The 15,396-nt window shown below is 46.9% G+C and carries 13 protein-coding genes; 10 read left to right on the top strand and 3 right to left on the bottom strand.

From position 1 onward, the window contains the following. Window positions 1-145 precede the first annotated feature (145 nt). The 9 genes from I5M27_RS04655 to map all read left to right on the top strand — a co-directional run bounded on the left by I5M27_RS04655 (window position 146) and on the right by map (window position 10,064). The gene (locus tag I5M27_RS04655) at window positions 146-1,252 is read left to right on the top strand and encodes an Mrp/NBP35 family ATP-binding protein (protein ID WP_200504995.1); all 1,107 of its coding nucleotides are present in this window, start codon (window positions 146-148) and stop codon (window positions 1,250-1,252) included. An 8-nt stretch (window positions 1,253-1,260) separates the two neighbouring features. Next, window positions 1,261-1,533 (top strand): NifU family protein, encoded by a 273-nt coding sequence (locus tag I5M27_RS04650; RefSeq protein ID WP_200504994.1) that lies wholly within the window; start codon window positions 1,261-1,263, stop codon window positions 1,531-1,533. 84 nt (window positions 1,534-1,617) lie between these two features. After that, on the top strand, window positions 1,618-2,952 hold the full coding sequence (locus I5M27_RS04645) for a choice-of-anchor B family protein (protein ID WP_200504993.1): 1,335 nt from the start codon (window positions 1,618-1,620) through the stop codon (window positions 2,950-2,952). A gap of 261 nt (window positions 2,953-3,213) precedes the next feature. Continuing rightward, window positions 3,214-4,485: a fumarylacetoacetase gene (fahA, locus tag I5M27_RS04640; RefSeq protein ID WP_200504992.1), complete on the top strand. Its 1,272-nt coding sequence runs from the start codon at window positions 3,214-3,216 to the stop codon at window positions 4,483-4,485. Between the two features lie 124 nt (window positions 4,486-4,609). Next, window positions 4,610-5,524, top strand: coding sequence for a flavin reductase family protein (locus I5M27_RS04635; protein WP_200504991.1), 915 nt, complete (start codon window positions 4,610-4,612; stop codon window positions 5,522-5,524). A 148-nt stretch (window positions 5,525-5,672) separates the two neighbouring features. Further along, window positions 5,673-7,124, top strand: coding sequence for a hypothetical protein (locus I5M27_RS04630; protein WP_200504990.1), 1,452 nt, complete (start codon window positions 5,673-5,675; stop codon window positions 7,122-7,124). 144 nt (window positions 7,125-7,268) lie between these two features. Beyond that, window positions 7,269-8,318: a hypothetical protein gene (locus tag I5M27_RS04625; protein ID WP_200504989.1), complete on the top strand. Its 1,050-nt coding sequence runs from the start codon at window positions 7,269-7,271 to the stop codon at window positions 8,316-8,318. 218 nt (window positions 8,319-8,536) lie between these two features. Continuing rightward, entirely contained in the window at window positions 8,537-9,115 is a 579-nt protein-coding gene (locus I5M27_RS04620) for a hypothetical protein (protein ID WP_234462398.1), read from the top strand. Between the two features lie 184 nt (window positions 9,116-9,299). Continuing rightward, a complete protein-coding gene (gene map, locus I5M27_RS04615; protein ID WP_200504987.1) occupies window positions 9,300-10,064 on the top strand; it encodes a type I methionyl aminopeptidase in 765 nt (254 codons plus the stop codon). Between the two features lie 135 nt (window positions 10,065-10,199). On the opposite strand, the gene I5M27_RS04610 is transcribed toward map, so the two are convergent. The 3 genes from I5M27_RS04610 to porX are packed head-to-tail and all read right to left on the bottom strand — an operon-like array spanning window position 10,200 to window position 13,438. After that, window positions 10,200-11,426 carry an alanine dehydrogenase gene (locus I5M27_RS04610; protein WP_200504985.1) on the bottom strand — a complete coding sequence of 409 codons (1,227 nt, stop codon included), beginning with the start codon at window positions 11,424-11,426 and terminating at the stop codon, window positions 10,200-10,202. A gap of 2 nt (window positions 11,427-11,428) precedes the next feature. Beyond that, entirely contained in the window at window positions 11,429-11,881 is a 453-nt protein-coding gene (gene tsaE, locus I5M27_RS04605) for a tRNA (adenosine(37)-N6)-threonylcarbamoyltransferase complex ATPase subunit type 1 TsaE (RefSeq protein WP_200504984.1), read from the bottom strand. Further along, entirely contained in the window at window positions 11,882-13,438 is a 1,557-nt protein-coding gene (gene porX / locus I5M27_RS04600) for a T9SS response regulator signal transducer PorX (RefSeq protein WP_200504979.1), read from the bottom strand. 586 nt (window positions 13,439-14,024) lie between these two features. Between porX and I5M27_RS04595 the strand changes: the two genes are divergently transcribed. After that, window positions 14,025-15,254: an HD domain-containing protein gene (locus I5M27_RS04595; protein ID WP_200504977.1), complete on the top strand. Its 1,230-nt coding sequence runs from the start codon at window positions 14,025-14,027 to the stop codon at window positions 15,252-15,254. The last annotated feature ends 142 nt before the right edge of the window (window positions 15,255-15,396 follow it).

Raw genomic sequence — 15,396 nt, 5'->3', positions numbered from 1 at the left:
GGATTACAGCAACAAAGAAACCTCCCTGCCCTGAATCAGGGATGGGCAGGGGTGGGGTAATATCATAGCAAAGCCTGCGGTTTATCACTTTCTATTCCGGGCAAAATACAGTATCTTTGTAAAGCAAAAAACTTGCATTATAATTATGGCAATTACCAAAGAAGACGTTTTACGGGCATTGAGCTACGTAGAAGAACCTGATCTGGGCAAAGATCTGGTAACGTTAAATATGATTGAAGATGTGGCGATTGATGGTAGAAAAGTAAGCTTTACCGTAATTCTCACCACCCCGGCTTGTCCGCTGAAAGACTTGATTCGTACTGCCTGCGAGCGTGCCATCCATACCATGGTAGATAAAGAAGCCGAAGTTACCGTGAACATGACCTCGCGCGTGACTTCCGGCCGCATGGATGCTTCGGCAGTGCTGAAAGGCGTTAAAAATATCATTGCGATTGCTTCCGGTAAAGGCGGCGTGGGAAAATCTACGGTTACGGCCAATTTAGCGATTGCGCTGGCGCAGACTGGCGCTAAAGTTGGTTTGATCGACGCGGATATTTCCGGACCAAGCATGCCGGTGATGTTCAACGTGGAAGATGCCAAACCGCGCGTTTTCCAGACTGCCGATGGCAAGAACATGATCGAAACCATTAAGAGTCACAGCGTAAAGCTGATCTCCATTGGTTTCCTTACGCCTGCTGAGCACGCGATCGTGTGGCGCGGCCCGATGGCTTCGTCGGCTTTAAAGCAATTCATTACCGAATGTGACTGGGGCGAACTCGATTATTTACTCATCGACCTGCCACCGGGAACTTCCGATATTCACTTAACGCTGGTGCAAACCGTACCGGTAACGGGTGCCATTATTGTAACTACGCCGCAAAAAGTAGCCTTAGCCGATGCCCAGAAGGGTTTAAGCATGTTCCAGCAGCCGCAGATAAACGTGCCGGTTTTGGGTGTTATCGAAAATATGGCGTACTTTACTCCGGAAGAACTTCCCGAAAATAAATATTTTATCTTCGGAAAAGGCGGCGGAGAGAACTTAGCGGCCAAAAACGGGGTTCCTTTTATCGGGCAGATCCCGTTGGTGCAAAGCATCCGTGAGGGTGGCGATAACGGTTTGCCGGAAGTATTGAAAACGGATTCGCCGAGCGCGGCCATTTTTAAAGAAATTGCCCGGGAAGTGGCCCGTCAGATTTCGGTTCGTAACGCGGAACTGGCCCAGACGAAGGTTGTAGAAATTACCAGAACTTAATTTTAAGCATGGAAGAAATGAATATTGATCCGGAATTTTTAGCCCGCATCGAGTCGGCTTTAGACCAGATCCGCCCGTATTTGCAGGCCGATGGCGGCGACGTGAAAGTGCTGGAAGTAACGCCGGCAATGGTGCTGAAACTGGAAATGGTGGGCGCTTGCGGCACTTGTCCCATGTCGCCCATGACCTTGAAAGCCGGCGTGGAACAGGCCATTTTAAAAGCGGTGCCGGAAATTAAAGCCGTAGAAGCGCTGAATGTAATGCCTTTGCCAGTTGCTTAATTCGCTGAACACTTGATTTTTAAGCCGGAGTTTATTAAATTAGACTCCGGCTTTTTTATTGCAGAACACTTATTCGGAGAACGCATGAAAAGAACAGTACTCTTTACTTTTTTCCTGCTTTGGCATAGCGTTTTGTTTGCGCAGCAGCAATCCGAAAACATGCATTTGCTTTCTACCTGGCGCGATGCGGATCATTCCCTCACTTACAACGATATCTGGGGCTACGCTGCCAATGGCAGAGAATACGCCATCATCGGGAGCCGTTTTGCCACGTATTTTATAGACGTTACCGATCCGTTTCAGCCTAAATTAATTTCCCGGCAGCAAGGCCGCGGCGAAGGCCAGCGCGATTTTAAAACCTACGGGCATTATGCCTACGGCGTAGCCGACGGTGGAACCAAAGACCACAGCCTCCAGATCTTCGATTTGCAATACCTGCCTGAAAAAGTGGTAAAAGTCTACGACAGCGACCGCCATACCAGCAGTTCTCACACCCTTTTCATCGAAAACGGCAAGCTATATCTCGTTTCGAATACCCGGGGCAATGAACTTCGGGCGATGGATGTATTCTCGCTCGCAGATCCGGTAAATCCGGAATTTATGGGCACTCTAAAAGATTCTACTTTCTGGCGCTCACATGCTTTATTTGTGAAAAACGATACGGCCTACCTTTCGGCGGCCTGGGAAGGACTGGCGGTTTTCGACGTAAAAAATGCCGCTAATATAAAGTTTATCAGTTCCTTAAGAAATTATCCCGGCGCGGGTTACAACCATTCTGCCTGGCTTTCCGAAGATTCTAAAAAACTGATCGTAACCGATGAATTACCCGACGGCCAGCCCGTAAAGCTTTTCGATTTCAGTAATCCGGCCGCACCGCTTTACCGCACTTCTTTTGAATCGAACCGGGGCGCTACACCGCATAACTGTTTTATTGTGGGCAACGACCTGGCGGTAGTGGCATATTACAAAGACGGCCTGCAGCTTTTCGATATTTCCGATGAAAACAATATCCGGCGCGTAGGGTATTTCGATACGTTTCCGGATAACGGCAACAGCTACGAAAATGGCGCCTGGGATGGCAACTGGGGGGTTTATCCCTTTCTGCCTTCGGGAAACCTCATTGCTTCGGACATGAAATACGGGCTTTTTGTGCTTTCGAACCCAACCAGAAAAGCGCACAATAATTTTACGATTTACCCCAATCCGGGCACCAGCAATGTGAATTTTCGCCTGAAAAATCCGGTAAAGAATTTTGAAATCACCATGTATGATGCTCTGGGCCGGAAAGTAAAATCGGTTCAGCGCGCGCAGGTATTAGAAGCCAGTTTTGATGTAAGCGAGCTCGCCAGAGGTTTTTACATTGTGAAAGCAACCGGCGAAAATTTCAATGAAACCAGCCGGTTTTTGATCCAGAAATGATAGCGTTTTGAATAATCCCAAAGTAGCGTAGGGTTTAAACCTTACGCTACTTTGCGATGCTGCCGTTGTTGGTGTTTTCACCTACAACTTGTAAGCTATTAAAATTGACTTTTTCGCCTCGACACCGTACCGTTTTTTTTTTCTTTCCCTGACTTTTTCCGCCAATTTCCCTACCGTTTTCTCAAAGCCTGCAAGCAAATTCGGGCATTCCGGGCATATTCTTTATATTTGCCAATTGCTAATTTAGAATTCTGAAATACTATGATAAAAGCCAACGATCCGAACCTGCATTCCTGGATCACCATTCCCCCGGACTGCGACTTTCCTATCCAGAACCTGCCTTTCGGCATTTTTAAAGCGGGTTTTAAAGATCCGCGCGTGGGCGTGGCCATTGGCGATTACGTGCTGGATCTGTACGCGCTGAGCCAGTTCGGTTATTTCGAAGACGTGAATATTACCGACCATACCGTGCTTTTCCGCGATACGCTCAACGCTTTTATCTCTTTGGGTAAACCCGTTTGGCGCCAGACCCGCGAACGTGTTTCGGAACTGCTCCGTAACGATAACGGCGAATTCCGCGATAACGAAGAAGCCGTGCGCGAATGCCTGATCAAACGCAGCGAAGTGGAAATGCTCATGCCGGTACGCGTTCCGAATTACACCGATTTTTATTCTTCCATCGAGCACGCTACCAACGTAGGCATCATGTTCCGCGATCCGGCCAATGCCTTGCTGCCAAACTGGAAACATTTGCCGGTTGGTTACCACGGCCGCGCTTCGTCTATCACCATTTCCGGCACCGATGTGATCCGCCCGAACGGGCAGACCAAGGTTGGCGACAACGCTCCTACTTTCGGCCCGACCAAAGAGCTGGATTTTGAACTGGAAGTAGCCTTCATTACCGGCCGCGAAACGCAGTTAGGCAGCACCGTTACGCCAGACGAAGCCGAAGATTATATTTTCGGGATGGTGCTGTTCAACGACTGGAGCGCCCGCGATATGCAGCGTTGGGAATACGTGCCGCTTGGCCCTTTCCTGGCGAAAAACTTTGCTTCTACCATTTCGCCGTGGGTGGTCACGCTGGATGCGTTGGAGCCTTTCCGCGTGGCAGGTCCGGAGCAGGAACCGGCCGTTTTACCATATCTGCAATTTAGCGGCAACAAGAATCTGGACATTAATCTGGAAGTTTTACTGAAGCCGGAAGGCGGAAAAGACGTTTCCATTTGCCGTTCGAATTACAAATTCATGTACTGGAACATGAACCAGCAACTGGCGCACCAGACCAGCAACGGCTGCAACCTGCAGGTGGGCGATATGTATGCTTCAGGCACTATTTCCGGCAAAGACGAAACGTCTTACGGCTCCATGCTGGAACTCACCTGGAAAGGCACCAAACCGCTTACTTTACCCGATGGCTCGGAACGCAAATTCATAAACGACGGCGATACCATAACCATGCGCGGCTACGCCGAGAAAAACGGCATCCGCGTAGGCTTCGGCGATTGTACCGCGAAAGTTCTGCCTGCGCTTTAATTAATGATTGAATGAGAGAAATTATTGAATGTATGAATGAGTTATTGAATTTAAAATACTCCTCCATTCTCACATTCATACATTCAATAATTCTCTCATTCTATAATTCAATCATTCTATCATTATGTTCAAAACCATAAACCCGCAGGAAATTCCTACGGGCGAATTCCATAGTTACATGCTGGGGGCCATTGCGCCGCGGCCGATTGCGTTTGCGAGTACTGTTGATGCAGAAGGCAATGTGAACCTGAGCCCTTTCAGTTTTTTCAACGCCTTCGGTTCCAATCCGCCCATCCTGATCTTTTCGCCAGCCCGCCGGGTGCGCGATAATACCACCAAACACACGTTGGAAAATGCGCTGGCAACCCGCGAAGTGGTGATCAATATTGGCAATTACAGCATTGTGGAACAACTTTCACTGGCCAGTACGGAATACGACAAAGGCGTAAACGAATTCACGAAATCAGGCCTTACTCCTGCCCCATCGGTAATGGTAAAACCGCCGCGCGTAGCCGAAGCGCCGGCTGCTTTTGAGTGCAAAGTGCGCGAAGTGATTTCCATGGGCGATAAAGGCGGCGCCGCGAATTTAATTATCTGCGAAGTGGTACTGATGCACGTGAACGAAAACGTATTAACTGCCGACGGCAAAACCATCGACCCGTTCAAGCTTGACGCGGTGGCGCGTTTAGGCGGGGACTGGTATCTGCGGGCCAACGGCGATTGTTTGTTCGAACTTCCGAAGCCGGTACGCAACAAAGGCATTGGCGTAGACCAGCTTCCGGAACACATTCGGTGCAGCAATTTGCTAACCGGCAACAACTTAGGCCGCCTCGGCAACACCGAAAAAGAACAGGTTCCAACCCTGGAAGATGCGCAGGCTTTCAAAACCGATCCGCTTGTTTCGGAAGTATGGCAAAAATTCGAAAGCGACAAACCTGAACTTCGGAATGAACTGGAACATTTAGGCAAAAAACTGCTGGAAGAAAATAAAGTAACCGAAGCCTGGAAAGTATTATTGCTGGCCGGCGAAGTAAAGTAAAAACGGTACCTTTTTAAGTTCAAAAAGTGCTGTAACCAACTGTTTAAACCTCACAGCTTTTATAAGTCTGTGAGGTTTATTTTATAAAAATGGTAGGCTTTTAGCCTGCAAAACTGCTTTCCGGTTTTCAAAATTACTTGTCTGCAATATGAATAAAAAGATCACGTACCTGCTGGTTTTATTCCTGATCCTGGATGCGGGCTACTCGTTCTATCAGCTCTACTACCTGCCTCACGACGGCGACATGGCCCCTTTAATTTTGCCGGTGAAATGGTATGCGCGGGTCATGGAAGATCCGTTCGGGTTCAGCGTATTTACTTCCGGCGAAAAATATGCTGCTCCGAACCGTTTTTTTGCGCACTGGACCATGGCTACGTATTTTAAAACAGTTCCATTTTTTCTGCAGCTTTTCACCGATCCCCTTTCCAGTTCGTACCTGGCTTCGGCGCTGGCGCGTTGGGGCACACATCTGTTGCTCATCTGGTTACTTGCCACCTACATTACCGGCAGCGGGAAATGGTGGAAGTCTAAATTTATTCTGGCCGCCGCGCTCATTGTCCCGCTTTTTCAGACACACGGTGCTTTTCACCGCCTGAATATTATCAGCGGTTCCATAACCTATAATTTTTTCTACGCGTTTTCGTTGGCAGTTTTAATGCTGTTTTTCCTACCGTTTTACCGCGCGTTTTACCAGCACAAACCGCTGCAATTTAATTTCTGGCAACATTTGCTGCTGCTTGCCTTAACGCTCATTGTGCCATTGAACGGCCCGCTGAATGCCCCGCTGACCCTGATTATCTGTCCTTCGGTTCTGCTTTTTCTGTGGTGGCAGCATTTCCGGAAAGATGAAGCCCCAGGCGTAATCAGCAGGGCTTTAAAAGCAATACAGGCCATTCCGAAACCGGTGTTATTTTATTTCATTTTTATATCGCTGGTGAGTGTCTACTCATTTTACCTGGGCACTTTCAACATCGAAAACGATTACAGTGTATCCTTGCTGCAGCGTTATAAGTTGCTGCCAACCGGCCTTAACCAGGTGTTATTTTATGGCCGCAGCAATGAATTTGGTCCGGCGTATTCCCTCATTTTCTTAACCCTTATCTTGAACGCATTCTTGCTCCGCCGGGATCCGGTTACCGGCCAGCGAATCCTGAAAATGCTGGGCGTAGCGCTGCTCTTCTGCGCGATCTACGTGGCTTTGCTTCCAATGGGCGGGTATCGCAATTACCGGCCTTACATTGTGGTAAGCCATACGTTTTTGCCGGTTTTTCTGGTGCTGATCTATTTTTTCGGACTAAGCTGCTGGCACATCCTGCTAAACCTGAAATTCCGCCGCAAAAAATTCTACATAGCGGGCCTGGTACTGGCTGCCATCATTTTCAGCAGCGTAGAAACCCCCGACCACACGGCTTATAACTGTGAAAAAGCCGCTCTCGAAATCATTATAAATTCGCCGGACCAACATGTTTCGCTGGAAGCAGATTGCTCCGTAATGTTCTGGGAAAAAATTACCTGGCCCGGCAATTCCGAAGCGCAGGGAAAACTGTTGCAATACTGGGGCGCTACCAAAGATGCCAAAACGTACACTACCGCGAAGTAAATTGGTTTAAAAACGGTAGGGATTGGGGTGGTAAAAGTGCGGTAAATGCATCACAGTTTTTTTCCTTAACTTCCCTACCTATTTCTTAACCGAGGGCCGTTACAAGGGCAATGGCTTTTGAAGCCCGGAAAATAATTTAATCGCATGAAGCAACTCCAGCACTTAATTCTTTTTCTCTGCGCATGCTGTTTTCCTCCCTTCATAGCCAATGCCCAGGAAATAAACCCATACCATTGCGACACCTTACAAACGATCTGCTTCGACGAAACGAAGATCCAGATCCGTTTTTTCAATGCCCCCAAAACCTGCCTGGCAAACTGCAACTACTGCGCAGCCATTGCCAAAGAAGATTGGCAACATGTGCAGAAACTGCTAAAAGAAGAAGTAAAAGCCTTAAAAACCAGCCCGGAACCTTTACAGGCTTTACGCACCAGGCTTCTGGCGCACCGCTTGGTGAATTTCGTTTTACCACCCCAACCCGAAGCCCGGAATGATCAATATAATGCCATGCAGATCGGTTTCCAGGTGCCGCACATGACCTATACCTGGAATGCCACTTTCAAACGCAAAACCTCCGGGAAACCAGCAACAACTTACTGGTCGTTAATAGGTTTTGTATCGGACAGCCATATTTTCAGCCGCCTTAACACCATGGCCGATAAATTCAAGGAAAACCTGCGCGCTGATACCGCGCACTTACCCGAACCTTTGCTTCCCGACCAAAACTATTTAGCTTCCTGGTTCGGCACCCGCAATTTATCCCCAACCGAAATTGCCGAACAGGAAAAACTGATCCGTACCAACCCCAAAGAAGCCATAAAAAAGTTCATTGCCGAAAAAGATGCCATTGGCCTGACGCTGATGATGGCGCACCAGAACCTAGCCGTGCGGTACGCTGCGCAGGAAGGAATAAAAACGCTTCGGGATAAAACCTGCCTGCCCAATTTACTGCGCCTCGCCGAAAGAACCATTCAACCCGTTGAGCCCAACCCGGAAGTTTCTACGCTTTACATGAACTACTGCGAACAAATGGTTGCCGCCATTGGCATCCTCACGAATTGCAGTTTCAACCGCTGTCCGTTTGCTCATTATGCCCCGCAACATTACCTCAGGCTAGGACTTCCCACCTGGGAAAGAAGGATCAAGCACCGAGGTGGTCAGGGTATTGGCATGTATGGGATTTTGCTGAATTAGAAGTGAAGTTTGAGTTGAATTGCTTTCATTCTAAGCAAAACGGTATGATTTTGAAGGGAAAAAGTGCTGTGGGCTGAAGCGTTGTTGGGTATATTGAGTCAATTACTAAAATTTAATACTCTCGTTTTAAATACTAATAACTGTAGCCATGTTGTTTATCAGAGAGTTAGAGGTTATTTTAGAACGAGACTTCAAACAAACACTGTAGCGATAATTTAATGAATAGACAAAGAGCTTATAATTTAATTGCAATTGTTTCGACAATAGGAATACTCGGCTGGATGTCGACCGACTACTTCGGAGGAATGTTTATTTACCTTTTATCGTACGGAATTATTATAATTCCCATCATCATTCTTTACATTATCTCTTTTGGTAACACTATTATATCAACAGCAAAACACGGTTTTAAACAGAATAAAATTAAAGTCATATTTCACGGACTTGTTTTATTATCAATTATTCTGACAAACATTACTCAGTCTGACATTTTAAAATCAAAGAGAATATTGACAGCAGCACTCAAGGACGACCAATTCCATTACAAATTGGTGTTTAGAGAAAACGGGACTTGTGAGAATGAGGTTTCGGGCATATTCGGGTTTCAAGAAGTGTTTCATGGAAAATATAAACTTCAAGGAGACACTATTGTTTTCACAAAAAAACCTTACGACAATAATTTTATTCCAGATACTTTACTTATAAACAAAAAAGAAAACGCAATTTTTATGAACAAGGACAATCAGGGAAATTTTAGTACGACAAAAGAATGGCTAAATCATTTCGAAATTCAATAAAAATAACCACTAACAAGGCATTGCCAAAAGCGGGTCTTAACAGCATCGATTGAACGATAGTTCAAAGTTCAACTTCAATTCTTATACTAAATTTTAGTGCTAAAATCCCCACCTTCGGCAATACCCAAAACGTTAGCATTTAGTCAAAACAAGAATCAGCAATAACATTCACAATTAAAAAGCCATGTCCATATCAACCGAATCCGAATTAACCGGCATGCAAAAAGCCAGCGAAGCGGTTGCGCAAACCTTAAAGGCGATGACCAAGTATGCGCAGCCCGGCATTACTACAAAGGCACTGGATGAGTATGGCGCGAAAATATTAGCAGACTTTGGGGCTAAATCGGCGCCTTTTCTTACGTATGGTTTCCCGGGTTATACCTGCATCAGCGTGAATAACGAATTCTGCCACGGCATTCCATCTGACAAACGCATCCTAAAAGAAGGTGACCTGGTGAACATCGACGTATCAGCCGAACTAAACGGTTTCTGGGCCGATAACGGCAATTCTTTTGTGCTGGGCGAGGATATTCATAAGCACCAGGATCTTGTAAATGCCTCGAAATTCATTCTGAAAAAGGCCATCGACAACATCAAAGGCGGCGTACGCATCGCCGATATCGGGCATTTAATGGAAAGTGAAGCAAAGAAAATGGGCTACAAAGTAATCAAAAATCTGGGCGGACACGGCATCGGCCGCAGCCTGCACGAGCAGCCGGATGAGTTACTGAATTACAAAAATAAATACGACCAGCGCCGCTTCAAGAAAAATTCCGTGGTAGCCATCGAAACCTTTATTTCCACCACTTCCACCTATACCAATACCCTGAAAGATGGCTGGACTTTGGTAGGCAACAAAGGCGGATTCATGGCCCAGCACGAACATACCATCGTCATCACCGATAGCGAGCCCATCATTCTGACTGCGATGAATGAGATCTGGAATTAATCCGGCAGGTTAATTCGTACCTGAGAAATTGCATTTAGATGGGGGGGATAACCGCTGGAAAACGGTATGCTTTTGATTAAAAAAAGTGCTGCAATTCTCATCGCAGCACTTTTTCGCTTTATAAACATAGCGTTTTTAATTCCGCACCGCGATCATCAGCCCCAGTTCCTTATACCGCATTCCGAATTTCTTGGCGATGGTCGCATTGGTTAAACTGCCGCGGTAAATGTACACGCCGCTACGGTAATGTTCATTCGTAAACAGCACTTCGTTGATGCCGCCGTACTGCGAAATTTCAAGTAAAATTGGCGTAAAAATATTGCTCAGCGCATTCGTGGCCGTACGCGGTACGCGGGAAGCAATGTTTGGCACGCAGTAATGAATGATGTCGTATTTGCGGTAAACCGGCCGGCTGTGCGAAGTCATTTCCGATGTTTCGAAACAACCGCCTTGGTCGATGCTTACGTCTATAATCACCGAACCGGGTTGCATTTGCGCCACCACGTTCTCGGGAACCATGTAATTGGCGCGGTTATCTTCCGGACTCAAGGCCCCGATCACCACATCGGCCCCTCTTATTTTTTCGTGCAGCACGGTATTATCGAGCGTGCTCGTAAAAAGCTGCGAACCGATATTGTATTTCAGGCGGCGCAGTTTATAGATCTGGTCGTCGAAAACTTTTACTTCTGCACCCAAACCCAAAGCCGCGCGGGTAGCATATTCAGCCACCGTTCCGGCCCCGATTATCACCACTTTGCTCGGCGGTACGCCCGTAATTCCACCCAGAATCACACCTTTGCCTTCGTTGCTGCTGCTTAAATATTCGGCGGCAATAAGCATGACGGTGCTGCCCGCAATTTCACTCATGGCGCGCACCACCGGTTTGGTATCCGATTTATCTTTAATGAGTTCAAACGAAATAGCACTTACTTTTTTCCGGCAAAGCGCCAGCACGTAATCTGCGGTTAAGCTTCCGAATTGCAGCGCCGAAATTAAGGTTTGCCCGGATTTCAGGTAATCCATTTCGTCGTAAGTAGGCGGCGCAATTTTCAGGATAATGTCGGCTTCGTACACTTCGCGGGTAGAATAAACCACCTGCGCACCGGCTTCCGAAAAATCGTGGTCGGAATATTTGCTGGGTTCGCCGGCACCGGATTCGATGATGATTTCGTGGCCCTGGTCGGTGAGTTGTTTTACGGCAGCGGGCGTTAAGCCAATGCGGTTTTCCTGCAACGAAGATTCCTTGGGAATGCCAATAAAAAGGCGCTTCCGTTTCGTTTCCACGGCCAGCATCGATTCTTTGGGGCTGAGAACCGGGTTAGCCGCAATGGCGGCAAAACCCGGGGGCGTTTTACTGGTCATAATCAGGTAAGTTTCAAAATGATCGTGCGTTCTCCGTCGGCATCGGCTTCAATGTTCACCAAAAGTACGTGCTCGGGCAATAGGTTTTCGATTTTAGAAGGCCATTCTATCAAACACAGATTCCCCGAATCGAGGTATTCGTAAACGCCAATGTCCAGCGCTTCGCGTTCCTCCTTCAGGCGGTAAAAATCGAAATGATAAATACGCTTTCCGTCGCGGCCTTCGTATTCGTTCACCAGCGAAAACGTGGGGCTGCTCACCGCTTCGGTTACGCCCAGTTCGCGGCAAATGGCTTTGATGAACGTGGTTTTGCCCGCCCCCATTTCGCCTTCAAAAAGCACCACCGAAACGGTAGGGTTTTGGGTTAAAAAAGTATGAAAAGCAGCCGCAGCTTGTGGTAAATTATCCAGCGAAGCCACGTGCAGCGTTTTACTCGTATCGGCAAGAAAGGCCATTTAGCGCGCGCTTAACGTTACAAACGGAATAATGATCTCTTCCAAAGAAATACCGCCGTGCTGGAAAGTATCTTTGTAGTAGTTCACATAATAGTTATAATTGTTCGGATATGCAAAGAAATAATCTTCCTGCGCAAACACGTAAGCCGTAGAAATGTTCTCTTTCGGCAACCCTAAATGCTCGGGCTTACGCACCACGTACACATCTTTCTCCGTGAAACCCAGGTTCTTACCATGCTTGTAACGCAGGTTGGTATTCGTGCTCCGGTCGCCTACAATTTTGAACGGACGCTTAACCCGAATGGTGCCGTGGTCGGTGGTAATTACGAGTTTGCCTTTTTTCTCCGCGATCATTTTCAGCGTTTCGAACAAAGGAGAATGCAAAAACCACGAACGCGTTAACGAACGGTACGCCGATTCGTCGGCGGCCAGCTCGCGGATCATCGCCATATCGGTGCGGGCATGGCTGAGCATATCCACAAAATTGTACACGATCACGTTCAGTTTGTTATTCTGCAAATTGCTGAATTTAGCAAGCAGTTCTTTCCCGGCGGTCAGGTTGGTAATTTTATTGTAACTGAATTTCTCGCTGATCTTATTGTTCTGGAGGTTGATCTCCATAAAATCGGCTTCGTTCAGGTTTTTGCCCTCGTCGTCGTCGTCCCAAACCCATTTGTTCGGGTATTTCTTCTGAATCTCGCCCGGCATCATGCCCGCAAAAATGGCATTCCGCGCGTAAGCCGTAGTGGTTGGCAGAATGGAATAATACATTTCCTCGTTATCTACCGTGAAATAGTCGGCAATGATCGGTTCCAGGATTTTCCACTGGTCGTAACGTAAATTATCGATCAAAACGAAATAAACCGGCACGCTGCTTTCTTTCATGAGCGGGAAAACGCGCTGCTTGAAAAGCTGGTGGCTCATGAGCGGCGTGTCATCATCCGGGTTATTATGCCATTCTTCGTAATTATCAATAATGAATTTCGAGAAATTGGAGTTGGCTTCGTCTTTCTGCATGGTGATCACATCGGCCATGCTTTTATTTTCGGTTTCGTCAATTTCCAGTTCCCAGTAAACCAATTTCTTGTACACATCTGCCCACTCCTGCGGGCTCAGCCGCTCGCCGAAAGCCATGCCCAGCTGCCGGAAATCGCGCTGGTAACTACTGTTGGTGCGTTCGGAAACGAGGCGTTTATTGTCCAGTATTTTCTTAATGGAAAGCAATATCTGGTTTGGATTGATGGGCTTGATAAGGTAATCGGCTATTTTAGAACCGATCGCCTCTTCCATAATATGCTCTTCCTCGCTCTTCGTGATCATGATCACGGGAATGGTTGGCTTACTGGCTTTCAGTTCGTTAAGCGTTTCCAGGCCACTTATTCCCGGCATATTTTCATCCAGGAAAACCACGTCATACGTATTTTCATTGAATTTCTCGATGGCATCGGCCCCGCTCGGTACGGGCGTTACATCGTAGCCACGGTCTTGCAGGAACATGATATGGGGTTTGAGCAGATCAATTTCATCGTCGGCCCACAGGATACTATATCGTTGCATATTAAATTTCTATCGGGTTTTTGGTGCGTTTTTGCTACCGTTTTTCAGCAGTAATCCGGATAATACCGGCGCAGCCTTAAGCACGTTTATTTACGGGAAAGGTTGCTTTTTATTGCCTAAGAATTAAGAATTCAAAAATACGAATATTTAGATACCCCACCCCGGCCCTCCCCTAAAAACAGGGGAGGGAGTTTTTTTCTTCGCTGCAGTTTCCGTCAGCTAAAGCAGACGGCAATGAATTTTGTCTTGAACACGATTTTCAGGATTTTAGGGATTTACAGGATTTTTTTTTAATAGAATTTTGCCGAACCGTAGGGGCACCCCTTGTGGGTGCCCTTTACCTTGCAGATTTTCACGAATTCTGCCAATAAAAAACGATAGAGTTTTAAGCCGAAAAAGTCAAAAGCAAGAAAATTCATTGCCGTCTGCTTTAGCTGACGGTTTCCAAGCTCCCCTCCTTTTCAAGGAGGGGCCGGGGGTGGTTAAATTTCTGGCTGGGCAGTTTGAAAAACAACTTCCTAAACACTTTTTAGCCTCAAATCCGTACCATTTCCGCATCTTTGCACTTTCAAAACAGTTCTGCATTTTGAGCAAGAAAAAAATCTTCAACGATCCCGTTTACGGTTTCATCACCATTCCATCGGGTTTGGTTTTCGAAATCATCGAACACCCGTATTTTCAGCGTTTGCGCCGCATCCGGCAATTAGGTTTAACCGATTTTGTTTATCCCGGCGCTTTGCACACGCGTTTTCACCACGCGCTGGGCGCCATGCATTTAATGAGCACCGCTTTAGATACCTTGCGCAGTAAAGGCACTTTTATCTGGGATGCTGAATACGAAGCTTCGCTGATTGCCATTTTGCTTCACGACATTGGCCACGGACCGCTTTCGCACGCCCTGGAAACGGCTATTTTCAAAGAAGTGCACCACGAAGATATTTCTTCCTACATCATGGAATTGCTGAACCAGGAATTTCACGGAAGACTGGATCTGGCGATCAAAATCTTCAAAGGCGATTACGAAAGGCCGTTTTTCCACCAATTAGTTTCGAGCCAGTTAGACGTAGACCGTTTGGATTACCTGAACCGCGACAGCTTTTATACCGGCGTGATGGAAGGCAAAATTGGCGCGAGCCGTCTGCTGAAAATGCTGGATGTGGTGGAAGAAAAACTGGTGGTAGAAGAAAAAGCCATTTATTCCATCGAGAATTTCCTGGTAAGCCGTCGGTTAATGTACTGGCAGGTTTACTTGCATAAAACGGTTTTAAGTGCCGAAAACATGGTATTAAAAGCCGTGGAACGCGCCCGCGAACTCATGCTGCAGGGAATTGACGTAGCCGCCAGTCCGTCGCTCAAACTTTTCCTGGCCAATAACATCCGCTTTTCCGATTTCCAGGAAGACCCTATTATCATGCGCAATTTCGTAGCCCTGGATGATATGGATGTCTGGGCTGCGATCAAGCAATGGGTTTTTCACGAAGACAAGATCCTGACATTCCTTTCTTCCAGCATCATCGACCGGAAACTCTTCAAGATCATCATTACCACCGAACCGCTCGAAGAAGATTTCCGCCTGGGCATTGCCGAACTGGTGATGGAAAAATTCGGGATCACGGAAGAAGAACTGCCTTACATCATGATCTCGGGCAAGATCAGCAATAACGCTTATAATACTACCAACGAAGCCATAAACGTGCTCACCAAATACGGCAAAGTAGTAGAATTAGCCGAAGCTTCCGACCTGCCGAATATCCGGGCGCTGAGCAATAAAGTAGAAAAGTATTTTGTGTGCTATCCGAAGGAAATTGCGGGGTAATAACTGTAGAGACGTAATATATTACGTCTCTACACGGTCAAAACGCTACCCTTTTCACCCCTAAAACTGCAAACCTGTCTTATAATCTTCCCTCCTTTCTGCTCCCTCAGAAATTTATTCCATCTTTGCGCGCCGAAAAAAA

The organism is Adhaeribacter terrigena (assembly GCF_016623615.1).
In the GTDB taxonomy this organism is placed as follows: Bacteria; Bacteroidota; Bacteroidia; order Cytophagales; family Hymenobacteraceae; genus Adhaeribacter_A; species Adhaeribacter_A terrigena.
Note: the sequence above shows the minus strand (reverse complement) of the source record. Positions and strands in the feature narration are given on the sequence as shown.